The 17,150-nt window shown below is 43.3% G+C and carries 16 protein-coding genes; 7 read left to right on the top strand and 9 right to left on the bottom strand.

Annotation, left to right across the window (positions count from 1 at the left end):
• Positions 1-196 precede the first annotated feature (196 nt).
• The gene (locus NG798_RS14645; protein ID WP_261224250.1) at positions 197-2,827 is read right to left on the bottom strand and encodes a PAS domain-containing protein; all 2,631 of its coding nucleotides are present in this window, start codon (positions 2,825-2,827) and stop codon (positions 197-199) included.
• A gap of 419 nt (positions 2,828-3,246) precedes the next feature.
• Here NG798_RS14645 and NG798_RS14640 point away from each other — a divergent pair, with 419 nt between their 5' ends.
• Positions 3,247-3,558 carry a hypothetical protein gene (locus NG798_RS14640; protein ID WP_261224248.1) on the top strand — a complete coding sequence of 104 codons (312 nt, stop codon included), beginning with the start codon at positions 3,247-3,249 and terminating at the stop codon, positions 3,556-3,558.
• Positions 3,559-3,619: 61 nt separating this feature from the next.
• Here NG798_RS14640 and NG798_RS14635 read toward each other — a convergent pair whose 3' ends face one another.
• The 6 genes from NG798_RS14635 to NG798_RS14610 all read right to left on the bottom strand — a co-directional run bounded on the left by NG798_RS14635 (position 3,620) and on the right by NG798_RS14610 (position 8,700).
• Complete coding sequence (locus NG798_RS14635; protein WP_261224246.1) at positions 3,620-4,258, bottom strand: nucleoside triphosphate pyrophosphatase; 639 nt, start codon at positions 4,256-4,258, stop codon at positions 3,620-3,622.
• Positions 4,259-4,421: 163 nt separating this feature from the next.
• Positions 4,422-4,970 (bottom strand): photosystem II reaction center PsbP, encoded by a 549-nt coding sequence (gene psbP, locus NG798_RS14630; RefSeq protein WP_261224244.1) that lies wholly within the window; start codon positions 4,968-4,970, stop codon positions 4,422-4,424.
• A gap of 136 nt (positions 4,971-5,106) precedes the next feature.
• On the bottom strand, positions 5,107-5,844 hold the full coding sequence (locus NG798_RS14625) for a response regulator transcription factor (protein ID WP_261224242.1): 738 nt from the start codon (positions 5,842-5,844) through the stop codon (positions 5,107-5,109).
• Positions 5,845-6,024: 180 nt separating this feature from the next.
• Positions 6,025-6,954: a glycosyltransferase family 2 protein gene (locus tag NG798_RS14620; protein WP_261224240.1), complete on the bottom strand. Its 930-nt coding sequence runs from the start codon at positions 6,952-6,954 to the stop codon at positions 6,025-6,027.
• A gap of 230 nt (positions 6,955-7,184) precedes the next feature.
• Positions 7,185-8,318 carry a phospho-N-acetylmuramoyl-pentapeptide-transferase gene (mraY, locus tag NG798_RS14615; RefSeq protein WP_261224238.1) on the bottom strand — a complete coding sequence of 378 codons (1,134 nt, stop codon included), beginning with the start codon at positions 8,316-8,318 and terminating at the stop codon, positions 7,185-7,187.
• A 133-nt stretch (positions 8,319-8,451) separates the two neighbouring features.
• Entirely contained in the window at positions 8,452-8,700 is a 249-nt protein-coding gene (locus NG798_RS14610) for a DUF3134 domain-containing protein (RefSeq protein ID WP_261224237.1), read from the bottom strand.
• A gap of 173 nt (positions 8,701-8,873) precedes the next feature.
• On the opposite strand from NG798_RS14610, the gene NG798_RS14605 reads away from it, so the two are divergent.
• The 3 genes from NG798_RS14605 to NG798_RS14595 all read left to right on the top strand — a co-directional run bounded on the left by NG798_RS14605 (position 8,874) and on the right by NG798_RS14595 (position 10,933).
• Positions 8,874-9,458 (top strand): PAP/fibrillin family protein, encoded by a 585-nt coding sequence (locus tag NG798_RS14605; RefSeq protein ID WP_261224235.1) that lies wholly within the window; start codon positions 8,874-8,876, stop codon positions 9,456-9,458.
• An 89-nt stretch (positions 9,459-9,547) separates the two neighbouring features.
• Complete coding sequence (locus NG798_RS14600; RefSeq protein ID WP_261224233.1) at positions 9,548-10,345, top strand: PD-(D/E)XK nuclease family protein; 798 nt, start codon at positions 9,548-9,550, stop codon at positions 10,343-10,345.
• 135 nt (positions 10,346-10,480) lie between these two features.
• The gene (locus tag NG798_RS14595) at positions 10,481-10,933 is read left to right on the top strand and encodes a hypothetical protein (RefSeq protein ID WP_261224231.1); all 453 of its coding nucleotides are present in this window, start codon (positions 10,481-10,483) and stop codon (positions 10,931-10,933) included.
• Positions 10,934-10,974: 41 nt separating this feature from the next.
• Here the strand turns inward: NG798_RS14595 and NG798_RS14590 are convergent, their stop codons facing one another.
• Entirely contained in the window at positions 10,975-11,304 is a 330-nt protein-coding gene (locus NG798_RS14590) for a hypothetical protein (RefSeq protein ID WP_261224229.1), read from the bottom strand.
• A gap of 242 nt (positions 11,305-11,546) precedes the next feature.
• Here NG798_RS14590 and ccsB point away from each other — a divergent pair, with 242 nt between their 5' ends.
• Together ccsB and tilS are read left to right on the top strand one after the other, a co-directional pair.
• The gene (ccsB, locus tag NG798_RS14585; protein WP_261224227.1) at positions 11,547-12,560 is read left to right on the top strand and encodes a c-type cytochrome biogenesis protein CcsB; all 1,014 of its coding nucleotides are present in this window, start codon (positions 11,547-11,549) and stop codon (positions 12,558-12,560) included.
• 87 nt (positions 12,561-12,647) lie between these two features.
• Positions 12,648-13,658 (top strand): tRNA lysidine(34) synthetase TilS, encoded by a 1,011-nt coding sequence (gene tilS, locus NG798_RS14580; protein ID WP_261224414.1) that lies wholly within the window; start codon positions 12,648-12,650, stop codon positions 13,656-13,658.
• Positions 13,659-13,751: 93 nt separating this feature from the next.
• Here tilS and hmpF read toward each other — a convergent pair whose 3' ends face one another.
• Positions 13,752-15,497 (bottom strand): pilus motility taxis protein HmpF, encoded by a 1,746-nt coding sequence (gene hmpF / locus NG798_RS14575; RefSeq protein WP_261224225.1) that lies wholly within the window; start codon positions 15,495-15,497, stop codon positions 13,752-13,754.
• Between the two features lie 1,393 nt (positions 15,498-16,890).
• Between hmpF and NG798_RS14570 the strand changes: the two genes are divergently transcribed.
• A complete protein-coding gene (locus NG798_RS14570) occupies positions 16,891-17,100 on the top strand; it encodes a hypothetical protein (protein WP_261224223.1) in 210 nt (69 codons plus the stop codon).
• Positions 17,101-17,150: the final 50 nt, after the last annotated feature.

Below are 17,150 nucleotides of genomic sequence, written 5' to 3'. Positions count from 1 at the left end.
CCTTGCTTTGATTGAACAGGATAATCATAACTATCTAAAAAATCCGGGGAATTTTTTAAGAAATTTATGCCTAGTTTATAAAGTTTTTCTTAACCAGTTGCCAGGTTTTAATATCCAAATGCCAATAAAAAAAGTGGAGACAAAGCCCGGATCTCTGCACAAGTGACCCTTCGGAAAGGGATCAGGGATCACACGCTCAGGGCTTAAAAACCGGCAAAGTAAACCAAAAAGTCGCACCGGCACCAGGCGTACTGATAGCACCAATTTCGCCTTGATGAGCCGCAATAATTTGCCGACATAAATATAACCCCAAACCCAACCCCATTGAGCGGCGCATATTACTACCACGAGTGTAAAGATCAAAAAGCTTCTCGCATTGTTCCTGAGTCATTCCCACACCATTATCTTTCAGGGCGCAGCGAATAATTTGGCCATCAAAATTGCTTTCTCCCCCTTCACAAATAGCCGTAAAACTTAACTCTAACCCTGGGGGATTGTGTTTTAAAGCATTGACAATTAAATTTTCAAACACCCGCCACAACTGCGCCGAATCAGCCATTACCAAAGGTAAATTCGGGGAAATTTCACACCTGAGCAAAGCTTGATTTTCAAGCAGCAAAGGCTGTAAATCTTCCAATATATTTTGCATCATTTCTCTCAGACAAACCGGCTCGCACTGTAACCGCATTCCTCGCACTTCAGTTGCGTGCACTTCCAGCAATGAATTAATCATTTTTAACTGTCGTTCGGCTCCTTGTTTCATCCGCTTTAAAATCGAACTAGGCACAGAAATTACCGAGCTTAAAGCTCCATTAATTTCACCCAAATTCAATAAATTATTCAACACCAATAATGACCCCATCACCGGCGTGCGGAGGTCATGCGTTACCGCGTGTAAAAATAAATCCTTGAGCCGGTTCAACTCTTGCAATTCTTGATTTCTTTCTTGCAGTTCCGCCGTTCTTGCGGTCACTTGTCTTTCTAAATCATCCTTATGATTTTCCAACTTTTTATAGAGTTTTGCTTGTTTAATAGCAATCGCTACTTGCGTCGCCAGTCGTTCCAGCAATTCAATCTCAAATACCTCCCAATTCCGAGCAGCAGCACACTGATTTACCCCCAATAAGCCAAAGGGTTCTTCATCCAAAATAATCCGCACCGTCAGACTAGCTTTAATCTGATACTTGTCATAAAACTCTGCTAAATAATGCGAAAAATTTGCTAGGCTAATATCATTCACAACCCGAACAGAATTGCTGTCAAATAATGGTTTTATTTCCTCCCGATAAAGAGTGCTGGCTGTAACAAAATCCAACACAGAAGGAAACCCAGACAAAACAGATTCCGCCACAATTCTGCCATCCGCATTTTCATCTAAATACCCAATATAAACCCGATCTGCTTGCAAAAAATGCCGGACTTCATCAACAGTTGTTTGCAGAATTTCTTGCAAATCTAAAGACTGGTGAATTCTCAAAGCAATTTCTGCTAAAAGTCGGTCATGTTCTTGCGTTTCTCGTAATTTGATTTCTGCCTTCATTCGCTCGGCTTCGGCTTTTTTTAATTTGCTAATATCCACCCCCACACAAACCGCCATCTTTCCTGAATTATACTTTTGAGCAAAAACTAAATGCTGGCGCGCTTCTCCTGATATATTTGTCTCAATTTCTTGGCAGTATTCCCAATTGGACGACTTAAAAAAATCTGCTAAAAGTTCTCGCAATTTACCCGCCGCTTGCAAAAAGCCTACTTCTTGGCCCATAAAACTTTCTGGAGACAGTTTAAAAATATCTGCTAAGTAACCATTAACTCCCAAATATTTCAAATCTGAACTCACCCAAGAAACACACCCCGGCACCGCATCTAACACAGCTTGTAGATGATCTTTTGCTTCTTGTAAGGCTTGTTGGGCGTATTTTCTTTCCGTAATATCCCGCACAATTGTTAACACTTCCGAATCGCCACTCACCGCAATTCGCGCTTCATAATGACGCTGATAAACATCAGGAAAAGGTAATTGATATTCAAAAACTTGTAACTGGCCGGTGGATAAAGCCCTTTCAAGATAATACATTCTCTTTTCTGCCACCGGCCTCGGCAAAACGTCATAAATATTTTGCCCAATTTGCTGTTCCACTGCCATCAATAATTGGCTATTTTTTGGTGCTTTTATATCCAAATAAGTCCCATCACGGCTCATCCTAAAAATTAAATCAGGAATCGCACTCAACAAACTGCTATTTTTTCTTTCACTTTCTCGCAAATCTTCTTCCATTTGTTTGCGATCAGTAATATCAAATGCAGCCCCAATCACTGCGATAACTTCGCCCCTATTATTCAAAACCGGCCGGTACCACGATTCAAAAGCTAATCCTGCCAATTCTACAGTAGCGGCAAACGTTTCTCCCCGCAAAGCACGACGGCTATTTTCGACAATTTCCGGAACCTGCCGGTACACTTCAAAAACCGATTTTCCAACTTCTTCCCCTGCTTTTATTCCCAACTTTTCTAATAGCTTTCCTTCCGAAAATGTAAACACCCCATTAGCATCAAGCGCCCAAAGTGTAAGAGGCGCATTGGCAATCACCATTCGCAAAAATTCCTGTTGTTCTTTTAACGCTTGTTCCGCCTGCTTTCGCCTTTCTATTTCTGCTAATAATCTGGCATTGGCTTCTTCTAAAGCAGCCACCCGAACATAAACATTATTTTCTATATCTTCATTTCCAGCAAAATTGGCGTGTTCAATACACTCAATCTCTGTAATTTTGTTTTTCAAGTCCGTCGGTTTTTGTTCAGCTTGCCGGTCGTTTGCCATGTTACTGCACATTTTGGGGCGTTCCTTTGCTAAATTAAACGATGGGCTTACTATCTTCCTGCATTATAACTATATAATTCTTGACTTTATTTCACCTTCTTTTTCAATTTACCAACTGAATTTTGGCGACCAAAAGGATAAAAATTTAAATCCACCAATGCAAACTAAATGTTAAAAATAAATCTCATCCCTAGGGCAGTCGCCTGTGATTTCTATCCATTCTATATCATGCCATTTGCCATCATATCGACAATCCCTCTTATGTGGGGCCAGCAAATCTTACTGACGGGAGAGTTAGCAGGGCCAGAAGATAGATTATAAATAAAGTAGGTAACGTATTCGACCTCAATTGCATTAAACCCCGCGAAATCAAATTTATTTACCGGCTTAGAGTTTGAAAAAAGTACACTTTTAGAGGAGATAAATCCGCCATGAGCAACAATAAATTAACCTACTCGTTGAAACCGGCCAATCTCAACACAGAAGTTGAGTTATCTCACAAGATCGAGCAGTTAGAAAAGCAAATAACCGAAGTCAATAAAACCTTAGAAGGTTTGTATGGTGGTACCCATTGGAAACTTGACGGCATCCAGCAGCAACTCGCCAACGTAACTTTATGGGCTAAAGAAGCAGCACATAACACTTATCAATTCCCGCCCCAAAAACTGTTATTACTAATTAGCCTTGGCCTAAATATCTTCCTGATTTTATATGCAATCCGCACCCTTAATTTTGGGTTTTAAATTTTTGATTTTTTCACAATCCCTCCGCACTTTTTCCCTTTTTTAAGGTATTTTTTCGCCCTTACTGCCAAAAATCTGTGACTTTGTAGCCAAGTTTGGCAAGCATTTCTCTCAGCAGCGGCAAACTCAAGCCAATCACGTTTGTATGGCAACCTTCCAGTTTTTCTACAAACAAACCGCCTTTACCTTCTAAAGCAAAACAACCTGCACATTTAAGCGGTTCGCCGGTGCTAACATACGCTTCAATTTCTGCATCACTTACCTGAGCAAAATAAACCCGCGTCACCTGCGTAGCAACCAGAACTTTCTCTGTAGCTAAATCAATTAATGCGTGGCCGGTGTAAAGCTCTCCGATGTTACCACGCATCATTTTCCAGCGCTCAATTGCTTCGGCTGCGTCTGCCGGTTTACCATGTATTTCACCCTTCAGCCACAACACCGAATCAAAACCAGCAATTAACCAAGAAGCAACACTCTCAGGTAATGGCGGACTGTTCACCGGCACTTCCCCATTTTTCAGCCGCAGAGCAATATTTTCGGCTTTCAATTCTGCCAAAGTTTGCACCAATTCTGACGGATCAGACTTTTTAATTTGCGACTCATCAATATCGCTCGGACACACAATGGCATCAATGCCGGCAGTTTGCAACAAGCGCCGGCGAGCAGGAGAAGCAGAAGCTAATAAAAATAGCGGCAACATATCGCTTTTAGATAGGTAATTTGAAATTTGAAATTTGAAATTTGAAATTTGAAAAAGCGAGGCTTAAAGTTGGGACTTGATGAAAATTTCCTACTAACAACAAACCCCTTAAAACAAACAATTACCGTAGGGGCGGTGCAGGGGTTCCCGCCCCCATCAGTCCCTAATACACAGAAAAAGAATTGACGACTTGGGTAAATTTTGTCTTAAGTTTTTGCCAGCGTTTTTCGGTCGCAGAAATATTAAAAGTATAAAGTTTTCCCCGACTGACTGCAACACTTGCCAAGTTATGACGCAGTTTATTGTTTGGCAATTTCACTGCATATTCTAAGACATAATAAGTCTTATCACCGGCAGTCTGAGATTCAGCAGAAACCAATTCGGCGGTGCGACCCGAATTTTCCGGGGCTATCGCTTTTTTGGAAAGTTTATAACCCACTTCGCTTGCATCGCCTAAATCGGCCAGGGTTTTTCCTTCGGGCACTGGACTAATCACAACACTGAGGTTTTCGGTATCTTCAATCAAATCGTGAAATACCACATCCGGGCCATTGCTTACCTTGACTTCCTGCCAGCCATTGGGGTAAAGAAACTGATAACCATCGACGCTATCAACATAAGGAATAAGGCCGGCGGCGGCAGAAGCCACGCAACCGGGCAGAGCAAGGCTGAAAAAAATTACCAAAATTGCCGCAATTCGTTTGATTGTCATGGGCTGTTTTACTTGTGATGTGGCTTTAGCTGCATTCTTTATGATGCTTTTTTATTGTAAAGCCACTGGGGACGCGGACTGCGGATGGAGGAGGGCGCGTAGGGGTAGCCTAGACTGTACCTACCCCAAAAAAACCCTATTTCGTTAAACCGTGTTCCAGGGCAAAACGGACTAATTCAGTACGGCTGTTTGTGCCGGTTTTGCTGAAGAGTCTGCTCACATATTTTTCTACGTTGCGAACACTGGTATCGAGCCGGCGGGCTATTTCTTTATTCATTAAACCTTGGGCTACCAAATCTAAAACACTTTGCTCTCTGGGTGTTAAGTCTACTTTAATAGGGCTAGGGCTTTGGGGTATGCCGGTGCGACCGGTTAATAAAGATTTTATCTCGGCAATTTGGCTGGCCAATTCCGTAATATCCGGCGTTTCTCCATCCGCAGGAACCGTTTTTGTAGCTTCTCTGCGGTTTAATAAATTGCCCACAATAGCAACTAACTCATCAGGATCAAATGGTTTGGAAATGTAAGCATCACAACCGGCTTGATATCCTTGGATGCGGTCGCTTGTCATGCCGCGAGCAGTTAAAAATACAACCGGCAAAGCTTTGTAGCGGGGATCTTCACGCAGTAGTTTCAGAAATTGATAGCCATCAACTTGCGGCATCATAACATCTGTAATTACCAAATCCGGCTGTTTTTGGTCTACGAGTTCTAAGCCTTGTTTGGCGTTACTTGCAACGTGGACAGTAAAGCCGCTGTCTTCTAAATAAGCTTGTACTGCTTCTCTGAGTCCTGGTTCATCATCCACGAGTACGAGTTTTGCTGTGTTTGATGAGATTTTTTCGCTGTTTTCTTTTTGTTTGGCAACGCTCATTTTTGATTTCCCCTGCCGCTTGTTTTTTCAGTTTAGCACGGGTTTTATTGCTTAGGCTTGCCTTTTTGTCTATTCCTTTGGTCGTAGGCGGGGGTTTAGCTATAGGGATAATTCTGGGGCAAGATTTGGGCAAACGACTTTTTAGAAAAAAGGCTGTTCAATACAGATGTAGCGCTAATTTTAGGGTGATTTTTCCAGGTTTTCTATTTGTTTGGCTGTTTCGCTTAAGGTGGCTTGTTTTTGGCCTTCAGTTCTAGCTTGAAAGCAATACAAATCTATGGGGGTGGTTAATAAATCTAGGGGTGGAGTTTGCCCGAAAATTGTTTTGATTGTGGTGAGGGGTAGTTCTTTGATTAGCCACCGGCTTATTCTATAAATAAATTCTTTTTTTGTCAGTTCTCTTGTTAAGTCTATCCCGTGCAATTGATGTAAATATTGGTTTGATTGACCATATTTTTTCCATTGAGAATGCAGTTCTTTCCAAGTTGAGCGGTGCCGGTGTTGAACTATGGCTTCGGGGACAAATTCGAGTTGCCAGTTTGTTTGTTTTAAAATTCTCCAACAAATATCTGCATCGCCACCGGTTGTTAAATAAGGGCGAAATAATCCCATTTCTTGAAATATCTGCCGGCGAATAGCAAGATTAGCTGTTTGCCCGTAGGGGCAATGGGGATGAGCGAGGGTGTGTTTTTGAGATAAAATTTCTTTTTTTTGGGCGTATTTTTCGAGCAAACTTTTACCCGGTAAAGCGATTATTTCTCCGGCAACTATGCCTATTTGAGGCTTGACAAATGGCTGAATTAATGTTAATAACCAATTTGGTTTGGGTCGGCAATCGGCATCTGTGAAGGCGATAATTTCTCCGGTGGCGGCGTGGATGCCGGTGTTTCTGGCTGCGTAGGAACTTTGAATTTCTTTCTGGCTAAGGGGCGGGAGTTTTGCTGCTTTTAAGAGGTTAGGGGTGTTGTCTGTGCTGTTATTGTCTATGAGGAGGTATTCTATTAAGTTTTTGGGGTAGGTTTGGTTTTCTAAGCATTCTAGCAGTTCGGGGATGTCTTTTTCTCCGTTATGGATGGGGATGATTACGGAGGTTTTGGGGAGAAAAGTCATTTTTTTAACCGCAGATAAACGCAGCCTATAGCAGATGAATTTAGGGTTGGGGATGGGGTGTTTTGATGCGGAATGTCTTTGTATGCCGATTTCTCTACCCACCGGCTCATACCATTTTATTTTACTTTGTAGTTTGCCTTGCAGAGCGGGATGGAGGTAAGAAGATTTGATTTTAAAAATGCTTTCGGCGGTGCGGTTAATGAGGGCTTAAGCCCTCACTACAAACAAGTTTAATGAACCGCCAATGCTAGGAGAACTAACAAAGCATTGATTACATAAAAAATCGCTACAATTTGTCTTTCTGTCCACCCAGAAAGCTCTAAATGATGGTGCAAAGGAGCCATTTTCAAAAGGCGTTTGCCAATGCCATCTGGGCCTTTTGTGGCTTTATAATAGCCAACTTGTGCCATGACGGAAAGCGTTTCAATAAAGAAAATTCCGCCAATAATTAATAAACTCCAAATGTTATTTGTTTGGATGGCAACGGCACCTAATGCTCCACCTAATGCAAGGGAGCCGGTGTCTCCCATGAAGACACGCGCCGGGTTTCGATTGTGGGCAACAAATCCCAAACAACTGCCGCTCATACAGGCACAAAACATCATTAAATCGGGGGAAGTGGGGGCAACAATTGCACCTAATCCTAATAGGGAAATGGCACCAAGTCCTCCCATTAATCCATCAACACCATCGGTGAGGTTGGTGGCGTTACTTTCGGCTACTAAAACAAAGTCAGCAAACGGCCAAAATATTAATCCCAAAGGGATAGCCAAACCAAAAGGTAAGGCGATGGTTGTAATGTTGCTTGGCAGAGTTTTTGTGAAATAGCTTTGCACAATTAACCCTAAAGAAAAAAGCGCCCCAAATCCTATTTGTAGCGCGAGTTTTGTTTTAGGAGAAATTCCTTTGTTGGATTTAAGCCGTAAAATTTGCCAGTCATCTAACCAACCAATAAATCCGTAGGCAAGGGTAAGCATAGCAGCGGCAAAAACTGCAATTTGACCGCTATCTTTTGCGGGAAAAAATGCTACCCACAACAAAGAAATAATCACACCCACCGGCACAAAAAACACCCCGCCCATTGTCGGAGTGCCTGCTTTTTTAAGATGCGCTTGGGGGCCGTCTTCTCGGATAATTTGACCGGTTTTTAATCTTTGTAACACCGGCACTGTCCAATAACCAGCTATTGTTACCACACCCGCACAAATCAAAAATGGTAAAGTTAGCGATGCGCCTAAATTGTTAAGCCGGCCTGCTGTGATGTCTAAAATTAAGACCGCCGCGCTGAGGCCGGTAGTTAGCAGCCAAAACAAATTAGTACCTGACAGTTTCAATGAAGAACTCGGAAATAATTTTGCGTCCACAGGTTTTACTCTCGTACTCCTCACACCAATTATCCTGAGACTGAGAACGACTCTCCGGTTAACACTTTAATTGCTTATTGGCAAAAGGTAATAGGTAATTTTAAAACCCCCATTACCCATTAACCATCAGCAATTAGACGATATCACCCAGTGCGATCTCATCATCATCGTCATCTTCTTCGATATCAAAAGTGCCTTCCTCTGCTGACATCAACTCAGAAAATTCGGCTGCTTCTTCTTCGAGATAGTCTTGATCTAAAGCATCGCGGGCAATCATGCGTCCGGTATTTTCCAGCCAGACGATCAAAGAAGATTCTTGTCTTACGGGAATAACGTCTGCCATTTTATAGCGAGGTTCTTCACGCAGTGACGGGTTATACATTCTTGACTCCTGCAAATAAAATCGCCCACATCTAACAACTGCCATCAGTATATTACAACCTTGCGTTAAAATCAGTGCAGTTCACCGGCATTTTTGGCGGGTTCTGGCTGAGGTGAGCCTTTGTTCGCTCAGTCGCTGTTTGTAAAATTCTTCATTCTTATTCTGTCACCCCTATGCTTGGCAAAGCTGAATTGTTAGGAATCATTGCTGGCAAAAATCGCGGTTTACTGGCAACACCAACCGATAAAACTGCTATTTTATCAGCGGTTGCCAAATTAGAAGACCGCAACCCTACGCCTCGTCCTCTGGAAGCCGCAGATTTACTTAATGGCGATTGGCGCTTACTTTATACAACCAGTCGCGGACTTTTAGGAATTGATCAATTTCCTGTTTTCAAACTAGGCCAAATTTATCAATCTATTCGGGTTAATGAATCGAAAGTTTATAATATTGCTGAAGTTTATGGCGTACCTTTTTTAGAAGGTATTATCAGTGTGGTTGCCGGTTTTGAACAAGTCAATGATCGTCGGGTTCAGGTGAAATTTAATCGTTCTATTGTTGGGTTACAGCGGTTGATTGGCTATCAATCCCCTAGCAATTATATTGCCGAAATCGAAGAAAATAAAAAGTTTGTTGCCCTTGATTTTAAACTCGAACCCCGCGAACAGCAAGGCTGGCTAGATATTACTTATTTAGATGCCGATCTGCGAATTGGTAGAGGCAATGAAGGCAGTGTTTTTGTCTTGACAAAAGTGTGAGTTTTTCTGATATAATAAAACAGGAATGGGTAATAAAATTCCGCAGTTTTTTACCAAATTCCCCCGTCTTTTTAACAGCTATGTGAGCTATGCGATTATCTCAAGGGCAGCTAAATTTACTAGAAACTTGTCCCCGAAAATTTCAACATACTTATCTGGATTTATTGGGGTCGCCGGCCTCTCCCGAACAACAAGAAAAGCTGGCTTGGGGGAGCCGATTTCACTTATTGATGCAGCAGCGAGAATTAGGACTGCCGGTGGATTCTTTTCTGCAAGAAGACGCGGAATTACGGCACTGTTTAGAGGCTTTAATTCCGGCGGCACCTGAGATTTTTGATAATCAGGAGGAAGGAGAAATTTTTCGCAGTGCAGAACACCAACGGACGTTAAATTTCGGGGAGTATTTGCTGGTGGTGCGGTATGATTTGTTGATGGCAGATGAAAAAACAGCGAAAATTATTGATTGGAAAACCTACCCAGTACCCCAAAATAAAAGCCGGTTAGAGAAAGATTGGCAAACGCGGCTTTATATGTATGTTTTGGCAGAAACAAGTGACTACGCAGCAAAACAAATTTCGATGACTTATTGGTTTGTTAAGGCGAATTTGGATAAACCAGATACACCGGGTTTTGTGAAGTTTGCTTACAATCAAACCAAACATAAAAAAACAGGCGAAGATTTAACGGTTTTGTTGAATAATTTAACCTGCTGGCTGAAATGCTATCAAGAAATGAGGGTAGATTTTCCGCAAATTAATTTAGGATCAAAAGCGTGTGATATTTGTCAATTTGGTGTTAGGTGTGAACGAAATATTGAAAACCTGGAAGAAGAAAGGCCGGTAGGTATATTGTTTGATTTGGCTAATATTAAAGAGGTGAAACTATAATAGTGATTCTAAGTTGGATTTCTAAAAGCTATTTTCTTCAGCCGCACCCCCACAGCACATTAAAAAAAAATAACAGTTTCAGCATAGCTTATCAAATAAGCTAATCTAAAACTATGGTGCAACAGAACCAGGGCCATGACACGAATACCAAAGCAACCGCGCCGCTACAGATTCTTTTTCCTCAACCCCTACACAGACGTGCGATTTTCTGCTTGCCCCAAGTGTGCCGGTAAAACAAAGCTGCGGAAAGTGCCTTTAGTGATAGAAATAGAACAACGCGATCCAGTCATTTTAAACAAGTCTTGCCGGTATTGTCCCGCCTGTGACTTACTCATTGCTCATCAAAAAGACATAGAACACGAACTAAACATTCCTCCGACCACCCAAAACAGCGAACCGACCTCCAACAATTACACTAACAATTACACCATCACCGGCACACTGGATCGAGGCGACTGGCTGCGCCAAAGCCAAAACCGGCCCTCTGCATTACAATTGCAACAAAGCCTGTACAGTTTCAAACAAGTATTAAAATTTGAGCCGACGCGATGGATAAAATTGGGTGTCCTATGGAAACTCCTTGATTAAATTGGCAATAGCCAAAGCTTACGCCACCAACGGCAACGCCTTTACTCTTCTTGAGGCAAAATAGTTACTTGTGGAGGTTCTTGAGTTGCTGCTTCGAGCCGCAGGCTTTGCAGTAAAGCTTGCACTCGCATACGCGGAATATGAGGCCATCCCCCCTCCGCTTCAATATCCCGCAGCAAAGCATAAAGCTGCTGCCGGTTTTCTGGCAAGCACTCTTGAAACATCCCATCCCGAATTTCCCGATGCAAAGACTCAAGCACTCGCAATACACCTAAAACCGCAATTGGATCGCCTTGATAAGCCTGCGCCAAACAGCGGATGTCTTCCACAAGATCGTTTAAATTCACCGGCACCTCTCCTTTGTTGTTCATTCCGGCCTCGATTTATGCCGCACACAACCCGCTAGTTTACCGCATTCGTTAACGACCGCAACCAGGTTTTTACAGATAACAACTTCTCACGGTTGTGCCCAAACTCAAGTTTGTTAGACATTCTGCACACCAGAATCGATAGGATAGATCCACACACACTAAAAACTTTATTGGCCGGATGGGGAGCCTTGTGTAATCGTACACCTCCCGCCTCAACCAAAAAGCTGCGGAGAACACATTGCATGGATTTAGTCGCACTTCAAAACGGGTTAGATAATATCTCGTTTGCCGTTTTATTTATCACAATGCTGGTTTACTGGGGAGGCGCAGCATTTCCCCAAATTCCCTATCTTAATGCCCTTGGTACCGCCGGCATGGCTGTCGCCAATCTTTGTATCGCCGCTTTGCTTGGTGCCCGCTGGATAGAGGCTGGTTATTTTCCCCTCAGCAACCTTTACGAATCTTTGTTTTTCCTGACTTGGGGGATCACCACTGTTCACCTGATCGCTGAAAATATGAGCCGGTCGCGGTTGGTTGGTGTTGCGACAGCGCCGGTGGCAATGGCGATCACGGCTTTTGCTGCTTTAACTCTGCCTTCAGAAATGCAAGGTTCCGCGCCTCTGGTACCGGCCCTCAAGTCTAACTGGCTGATGATGCACGTCAGCGTTATGATGCTCAGTTATTCTGCCCTGATGGTGGGTTCTCTGTTGGCTATTGCTTTTCTTGTTGTCACCAGAGGTCAAAATATCGAATTGCATGGATCTTCGGTAGGAACCGGCGGTTTTCGCACTCCGGCTTATAAGTTGCAAAAAGCCGGTGAAGACATTGCCCCTCAAGTTGCCGCCTTTGAGGGAAATAACAATACCGGCAACACCGCAGTTTTAGAACGTCTCACCGTTGAACCGGCCACCGCTGCGGTACTTTCTCCTCAACGCCTGAACCTTGCAGAAACGCTGGATAATATCAGTTATCGCGTGATTGGTTTAGGGTTTCCTTTGCTAACAATTGGTATTATTGCCGGTGCTGTTTGGGCAAATGAAGCATGGGGTTCTTATTGGAGTTGGGACCCGAAGGAAACCTGGGCTTTAATTACTTGGTTGGTATTTGCGGCTTATTTACACGCTCGCATTACCAAAGGTTGGCAAGGACGCAAGCCGGCGTTGTTAGCGGGGGCCGGTTTTGTTGTGGTTTGGATTTGTTATTTGGGTGTCAATATTTTGGGTAAAGGTTTACACTCTTACGGTTGGTTTTTCTAAACTCGTGACTTGTGACTGGTGAAGAGACTATTTTTGACTTTTTCACCAGTTACATTTTCACCAATAAAGTTTTTATATTTAACCCAAATGTCTTGGACATCCCTACACGCTCAAATTCACCGCACTTTAAAAACCCGGCAACTCCTCCCTAGAAATAGTCGAATTTTGGTCGCTGTTTCAGGGGGTCAAGATTCACTTTGTCTGCTGCAAATGTTGCTAGATTTACAACCAAAATGGAATTGGGATTTAGCTATTGCTCATTGCGATCACCGCTGGCGTATTGACTCGGCGGCTAATGCTGAATATGTGGCAGAGTTAGCAAAAAATTTGCAAGTTTCGTTTTTTTTGGAAGTTGCCCAACAAATACCTAAAACCGAAGCAGCAGCAAGATCCTGGCGTTATCAAGCTTTGGGCGCTATTTGTACAAAAAATAACTATAATTTGATAGTAACCGGCCACACCTGCACCGACCGCGCCGAAACTTTACTCTACAATTTAATGCGTGGTAGTGGTGCAGAAGGTTTGCAGGCTTTAAGTTGGAAAAGATCAATGCCGGTTTTATCTGACCTAGAAAACAAAATTGATTTAGTGCGTCCGTTGCTGGAAGTTTCCAGAGTGCAAACCGGCCAATTTTGCCAAGAAAATAATATCAAAGTTTGGGAAGATTCCACGAATCAAGATACAAATTATACCCGTAATCGCATTCGCTTAGAGTTATTGCCGCTTTTAGAAACCTTTAACCCGCAAGTAGAAAAACACCTCTGTCAAACCGCAGAATTGTTACGCGCTGATGTTGAATATCTCGAACAGCAGTGCGGTGATTTTTATGAAAAAGCCATAGTACAAAAATCAGATGATGTTGAATTTCTATCAAAAATTGCTATTAATCGCCGGTTATTAAAAACAGCACATCTTGCCATTCAAAGACGAGTTATACACCGGCTTTTAGTTGAAATACTCCCCACCGCCCCCAACTTCGAGCAAGTCGAAAAATTAACCGCGTTAATAACAGCACCTAATCGTTCTCGCAGCGATCCATTTCCGGGGGGAAGTTATGCCGAAGTATGTGGAGAATGGATAGAAATCCGCCAAATTTAAAAACAATTTATGCCCCTAAAATTATTAGCCTGCATTCCTTCACATCCCCTACTTTAGCAATCTCCGAAAAATCACCCAAAAACCCAATTTTTATTAAGACACCTCCCCCATCAAACCCTGCATAAATTGACGCAATTGAGCAATTAATTGTAATTGATAATCGCCCATTTCTTGAACATGATTGAGATTACCTGCTGCCCCTTCCAAAGACGAACGAACCTCATTTAAACGCTCTTGCACCGGCTGCAACATCTCCTCATACAAACCCACCTTACCCCACATCTGAGCCGCCGCCGTCCGACGAGAAACCAAAGCCTCCTCCAATTGCCTTAACTCGGCTTCCTGGCGAGAAGTATCCCCCGCCTGGTGCTCAATCATTCCCTGAGCCTGCTGAATACTTTGGCGCATCTGTTCAATTTCCCGCTCAAGTCCCTGTAACTCCTCAGCCATTTGCTGACGTTGAGCCTCAACCACATTCAAAATCGGCGCAAAATCCAACTGGCTATCAGAAAGCGAACTCATCGGCCTACCCAAACGGCGCGATAAAACCCCCTCATGTTGTGCCAAAATTTCCTTACGCTCCCGAATAATACGCAACTGCCCCTCAACCGTCTTATTCAACATCTCATAACGGTCTTGCTCATCCGCCAACTCCTCCTCAACAGACCGGCGCTCATAATCACTAACCCGGCCCAACTTAACCTGCAACTCATCAATCGTCTCACGCGAAGAGCGCAACTCATCCTGCTGGTCATTCACAAACGGAATATCCTTTTCCAAAGTCTGCTGAAGTTGCTGCACCAAACCCTGTAACTCATCGAGCGCCATTCTCTCAAGCGCCTCCACATCAACCTTCGGGCTAATACTCACCTTATCAGAAGTATCAACAAACTTGTAAATTGTACTGTGCAATTCCTCCTGAGTTTGCAAACGCAACCCAAGCGCCTGAGCGTAATCTTCCTTCAAACGCATAGTATTTTCCTGCACCTTCAACGCCATCCGCGCTTGATCCAACGATGCGCGAACAGAATTGCAATCTCGTTCTCGGTCGTTAAATTCCGAAAGATGCCGGTCAACCTCCGACTGTAACTGCTGAGCCTGTCCCCGGAAAGACTCAAGATTTTGCCAATGTTGGTCTAAAACCGACTGAGAAAGCGACAACATTTCCAACCCGCGATTAAGCTGCTCACGCACCGCCGTCGTAGGAGGAATCGCCCCAGACAAATGCTCAATCAACTCTTGAATATACCGCGACTGCTCCTCATCTAAACTTCTTCCCGAATTTTCCTGTAACTGCTCATTTAAGCGCTGGCGTTCACCATTCAACTGCTGCCAAGAATTCTCTAACTCTTGCCGTTTTTGCTCCAACTCCGCCTGTAACTGGTTTGCTTGGTCCCGCGCACTATCAATTTCTTGACGAGTTTGCTCTAAACGCTCAAACTCCCCCTGCATTTGGCCAATTTCTTCTTCTTGCGCCTGCAACTCCATCTCGCGCCGGTTGAGTTCCTGACTTTGATAAGTCAGTGATTGCTTCCACTGCTCAATTTCCTCTTCCTGAGTTTTAAACTTATCCTGAAGCCGCGAGAAATTTTGCAAAATACTCACCAACTGGCGCGCCGCTTCTTGAGGTTGACGCTGTACTTGCTTGTTAGCACTCAAGTCAACCAGAACCAACATTCCATTTTCAAACTTGCCGGCCTCATCAGCATCAATCACCTCTTCCCCTGGTACAGCAGTCCAACTCTGCTCACCCCGCTGGCAGGCCAGCAGTTTCAGTTGAGCCTTACTCCCACCAAAGACACCGCCTTTTTGTATTTTTACTTCCGCTAGATACAGCACGCTGATCGTCCTCTTTATATCTAAAACTACTAATTTTTAAATAAACGTTTCCTGCAAGCAGCACCTTAGCTTAACTTATGAAACTGCGCCCAAGGCGTAGCAACCGTGCTATTGAGCCATTCCCCTTACAATTTTAATCACAGACATTTGCATTAAGCGCTCACCCTTGGATCAACACATAATATTTATGTTTGAGCAAGCGCCTATCTCGTATCCTGCTTAGATTTAGGTTTCCCCAAATGCCAGCCTATCAGCTACTAGCAAGTTAATCATTGCCAGAGTCCTCTAGGGCCGATGAAAAAGCACTTTTTCATTCTGGTTATACCACAGCCTGTTGATTCTTTTTCTCGTTCTCACTCACCCCGCTCAGTTATCTTTTAGGCTGGCTGCTCGTTTATTGCCCTGAACCCTCCCCTCGTGAACTTCTTTCACCCTCAATTGCCGCTGTTTTTCAGCCAGCCCCAGCCGCCCTTTAAGCGAGCCCATCCTTCGCCCTTACCTTCGCCCTTAAAAGACAGTGTGCCGATACCTATGCTTTGTTAACGATCTTAACTATCGGCTTAACAGCAATAACAATCAACCACAACCGGCTCACCACTGCCAACCTCCACACTTAAAACAAACAGTAGTTACAGGAATTTAACGCCGCTTTATTTTACCCAAACCATCCTTACTAATCGTCTAGCTGTGATAATTAAAATAATTTCTGCTTTCTAGGGACTTTTATATCTATATTTTACCTGACCAGCAGCTTTAGAAATTATGGCCTTGATGCTTCTATCGCTTTTTTGACTAGAGACGTTCCGCGCCTTACGTCTCTACCTCCGCTGTCAAAACCCAGCTAATCAATTTTAGGCAAAGATACAATACCGGCATTTAGGCATAGTTTTTAAGAGATAGATCAGCTTGTCTATCTCTTGAAAATTCTAACCATTCTCAGTCCTAACAATCTTTTTGGCAAAAAAAACTAAAAACCTTGATATAAATTAAAATTCACTTAAACAAGCAACAGAATAAAAGTCGATCCAGAGACATAAACGTTCACAAAACTGTTAAAGTTTTAGCAGAGTAAAAATTAACCCGGCCCCGGAAAAAACCTAATGCAGCCAAAGCCAAAAAATAAAGCACAAGAATTCCTAGATGTATAACTGCCAATCCAAACAAGCACTCGAAATCCTCCTAGCAAGACCACTGCAAAGCATTTATCTTAGCAGCCTGCCGATTGTCCACCAGCAAAAATAGCCCAGAGATCAAAACCTCAAAGACACCTTTAAAAAGCGGGCCTCCCTTGGCAGGACAAGAGCTAGAGGATAGAGTAGAAGTTTAGATTCTAAACCCGCGCATGGCTGGCAGCTTGACAAACAAAATTATATAACGTCATCCAAACCCGCCTATGGCTGAGCAAGATATGAGTAAATGTTGTTACCGCCTGACATTAAAAAGCAACCCAAAGGCTTTTGAGGCAATTCGCGCACCCGTCAGCATCAAGCAGAAACAAACAAACTTCCTGCACAAGCCGGCATCACCAAACGTGACCGATTTGAGCAAGACCAAAAACAACAGGCCGCTTTTTAGGCAACAAACACATAAAACCGTCTATTAGCAAGCCATAAAGACCGATTTTAATAAACACAAACGCTTCTAAGGAGAGCC

Origin of the sequence: Ancylothrix sp. D3o, from assembly GCF_025370775.1 — a bacterium.
Classification (GTDB): domain Bacteria; phylum Cyanobacteriota; class Cyanobacteriia; order Cyanobacteriales; family Oscillatoriaceae; genus Ancylothrix.
This window is presented reverse-complemented; position numbering and strand designations above follow the sequence as displayed.

What these genes read in the sequence shown, in the direction of transcription:
- NG798_RS14645 (WP_261224250.1), bottom strand. Translation starts at nt 2,827, where the DNA reads ATGTGCAGTAACATGGCAAACGACCGGCAAGCTGAACAAAAACCGACG.
- NG798_RS14640 (WP_261224248.1), top strand. Translation starts at nt 3,247, where the DNA reads ATGAGCAACAATAAATTAACCTACTCGTTGAAACCGGCCAATCTCAAC.
- NG798_RS14635 (WP_261224246.1), bottom strand. Translation starts at nt 4,258, where the DNA reads ATGTTGCCGCTATTTTTATTAGCTTCTGCTTCTCCTGCTCGCCGGCGC.
- psbP (WP_261224244.1), bottom strand. Translation starts at nt 4,970, where the DNA reads ATGACAATCAAACGAATTGCGGCAATTTTGGTAATTTTTTTCAGCCTT.
- NG798_RS14625 (WP_261224242.1), bottom strand. Translation starts at nt 5,844, where the DNA reads ATGAGCGTTGCCAAACAAAAAGAAAACAGCGAAAAAATCTCATCAAAC.
- NG798_RS14620 (WP_261224240.1), bottom strand. Translation starts at nt 6,954, where the DNA reads ATGACTTTTCTCCCCAAAACCTCCGTAATCATCCCCATCCATAACGGA.
- NG798_RS14610 (WP_261224237.1), bottom strand. Translation starts at nt 8,700, where the DNA reads ATGTATAACCCGTCACTGCGTGAAGAACCTCGCTATAAAATGGCAGAC.
- NG798_RS14605 (WP_261224235.1), top strand. Translation starts at nt 8,874, where the DNA reads ATGCTTGGCAAAGCTGAATTGTTAGGAATCATTGCTGGCAAAAATCGC.
- NG798_RS14600 (WP_261224233.1), top strand. Translation starts at nt 9,548, where the DNA reads ATGCGATTATCTCAAGGGCAGCTAAATTTACTAGAAACTTGTCCCCGA.
- NG798_RS14595 (WP_261224231.1), top strand. Translation starts at nt 10,481, where the DNA reads ATGACACGAATACCAAAGCAACCGCGCCGCTACAGATTCTTTTTCCTC.
- NG798_RS14590 (WP_261224229.1), bottom strand. Translation starts at nt 11,304, where the DNA reads ATGAACAACAAAGGAGAGGTGCCGGTGAATTTAAACGATCTTGTGGAA.
- ccsB (WP_261224227.1), top strand. Translation starts at nt 11,547, where the DNA reads ATGGATTTAGTCGCACTTCAAAACGGGTTAGATAATATCTCGTTTGCC.
- tilS (WP_261224414.1), top strand. Translation starts at nt 12,648, where the DNA reads ATGTCTTGGACATCCCTACACGCTCAAATTCACCGCACTTTAAAAACC.
- NG798_RS14570 (WP_261224223.1), top strand. Translation starts at nt 16,891, where the DNA reads ATGGCTGAGCAAGATATGAGTAAATGTTGTTACCGCCTGACATTAAAA.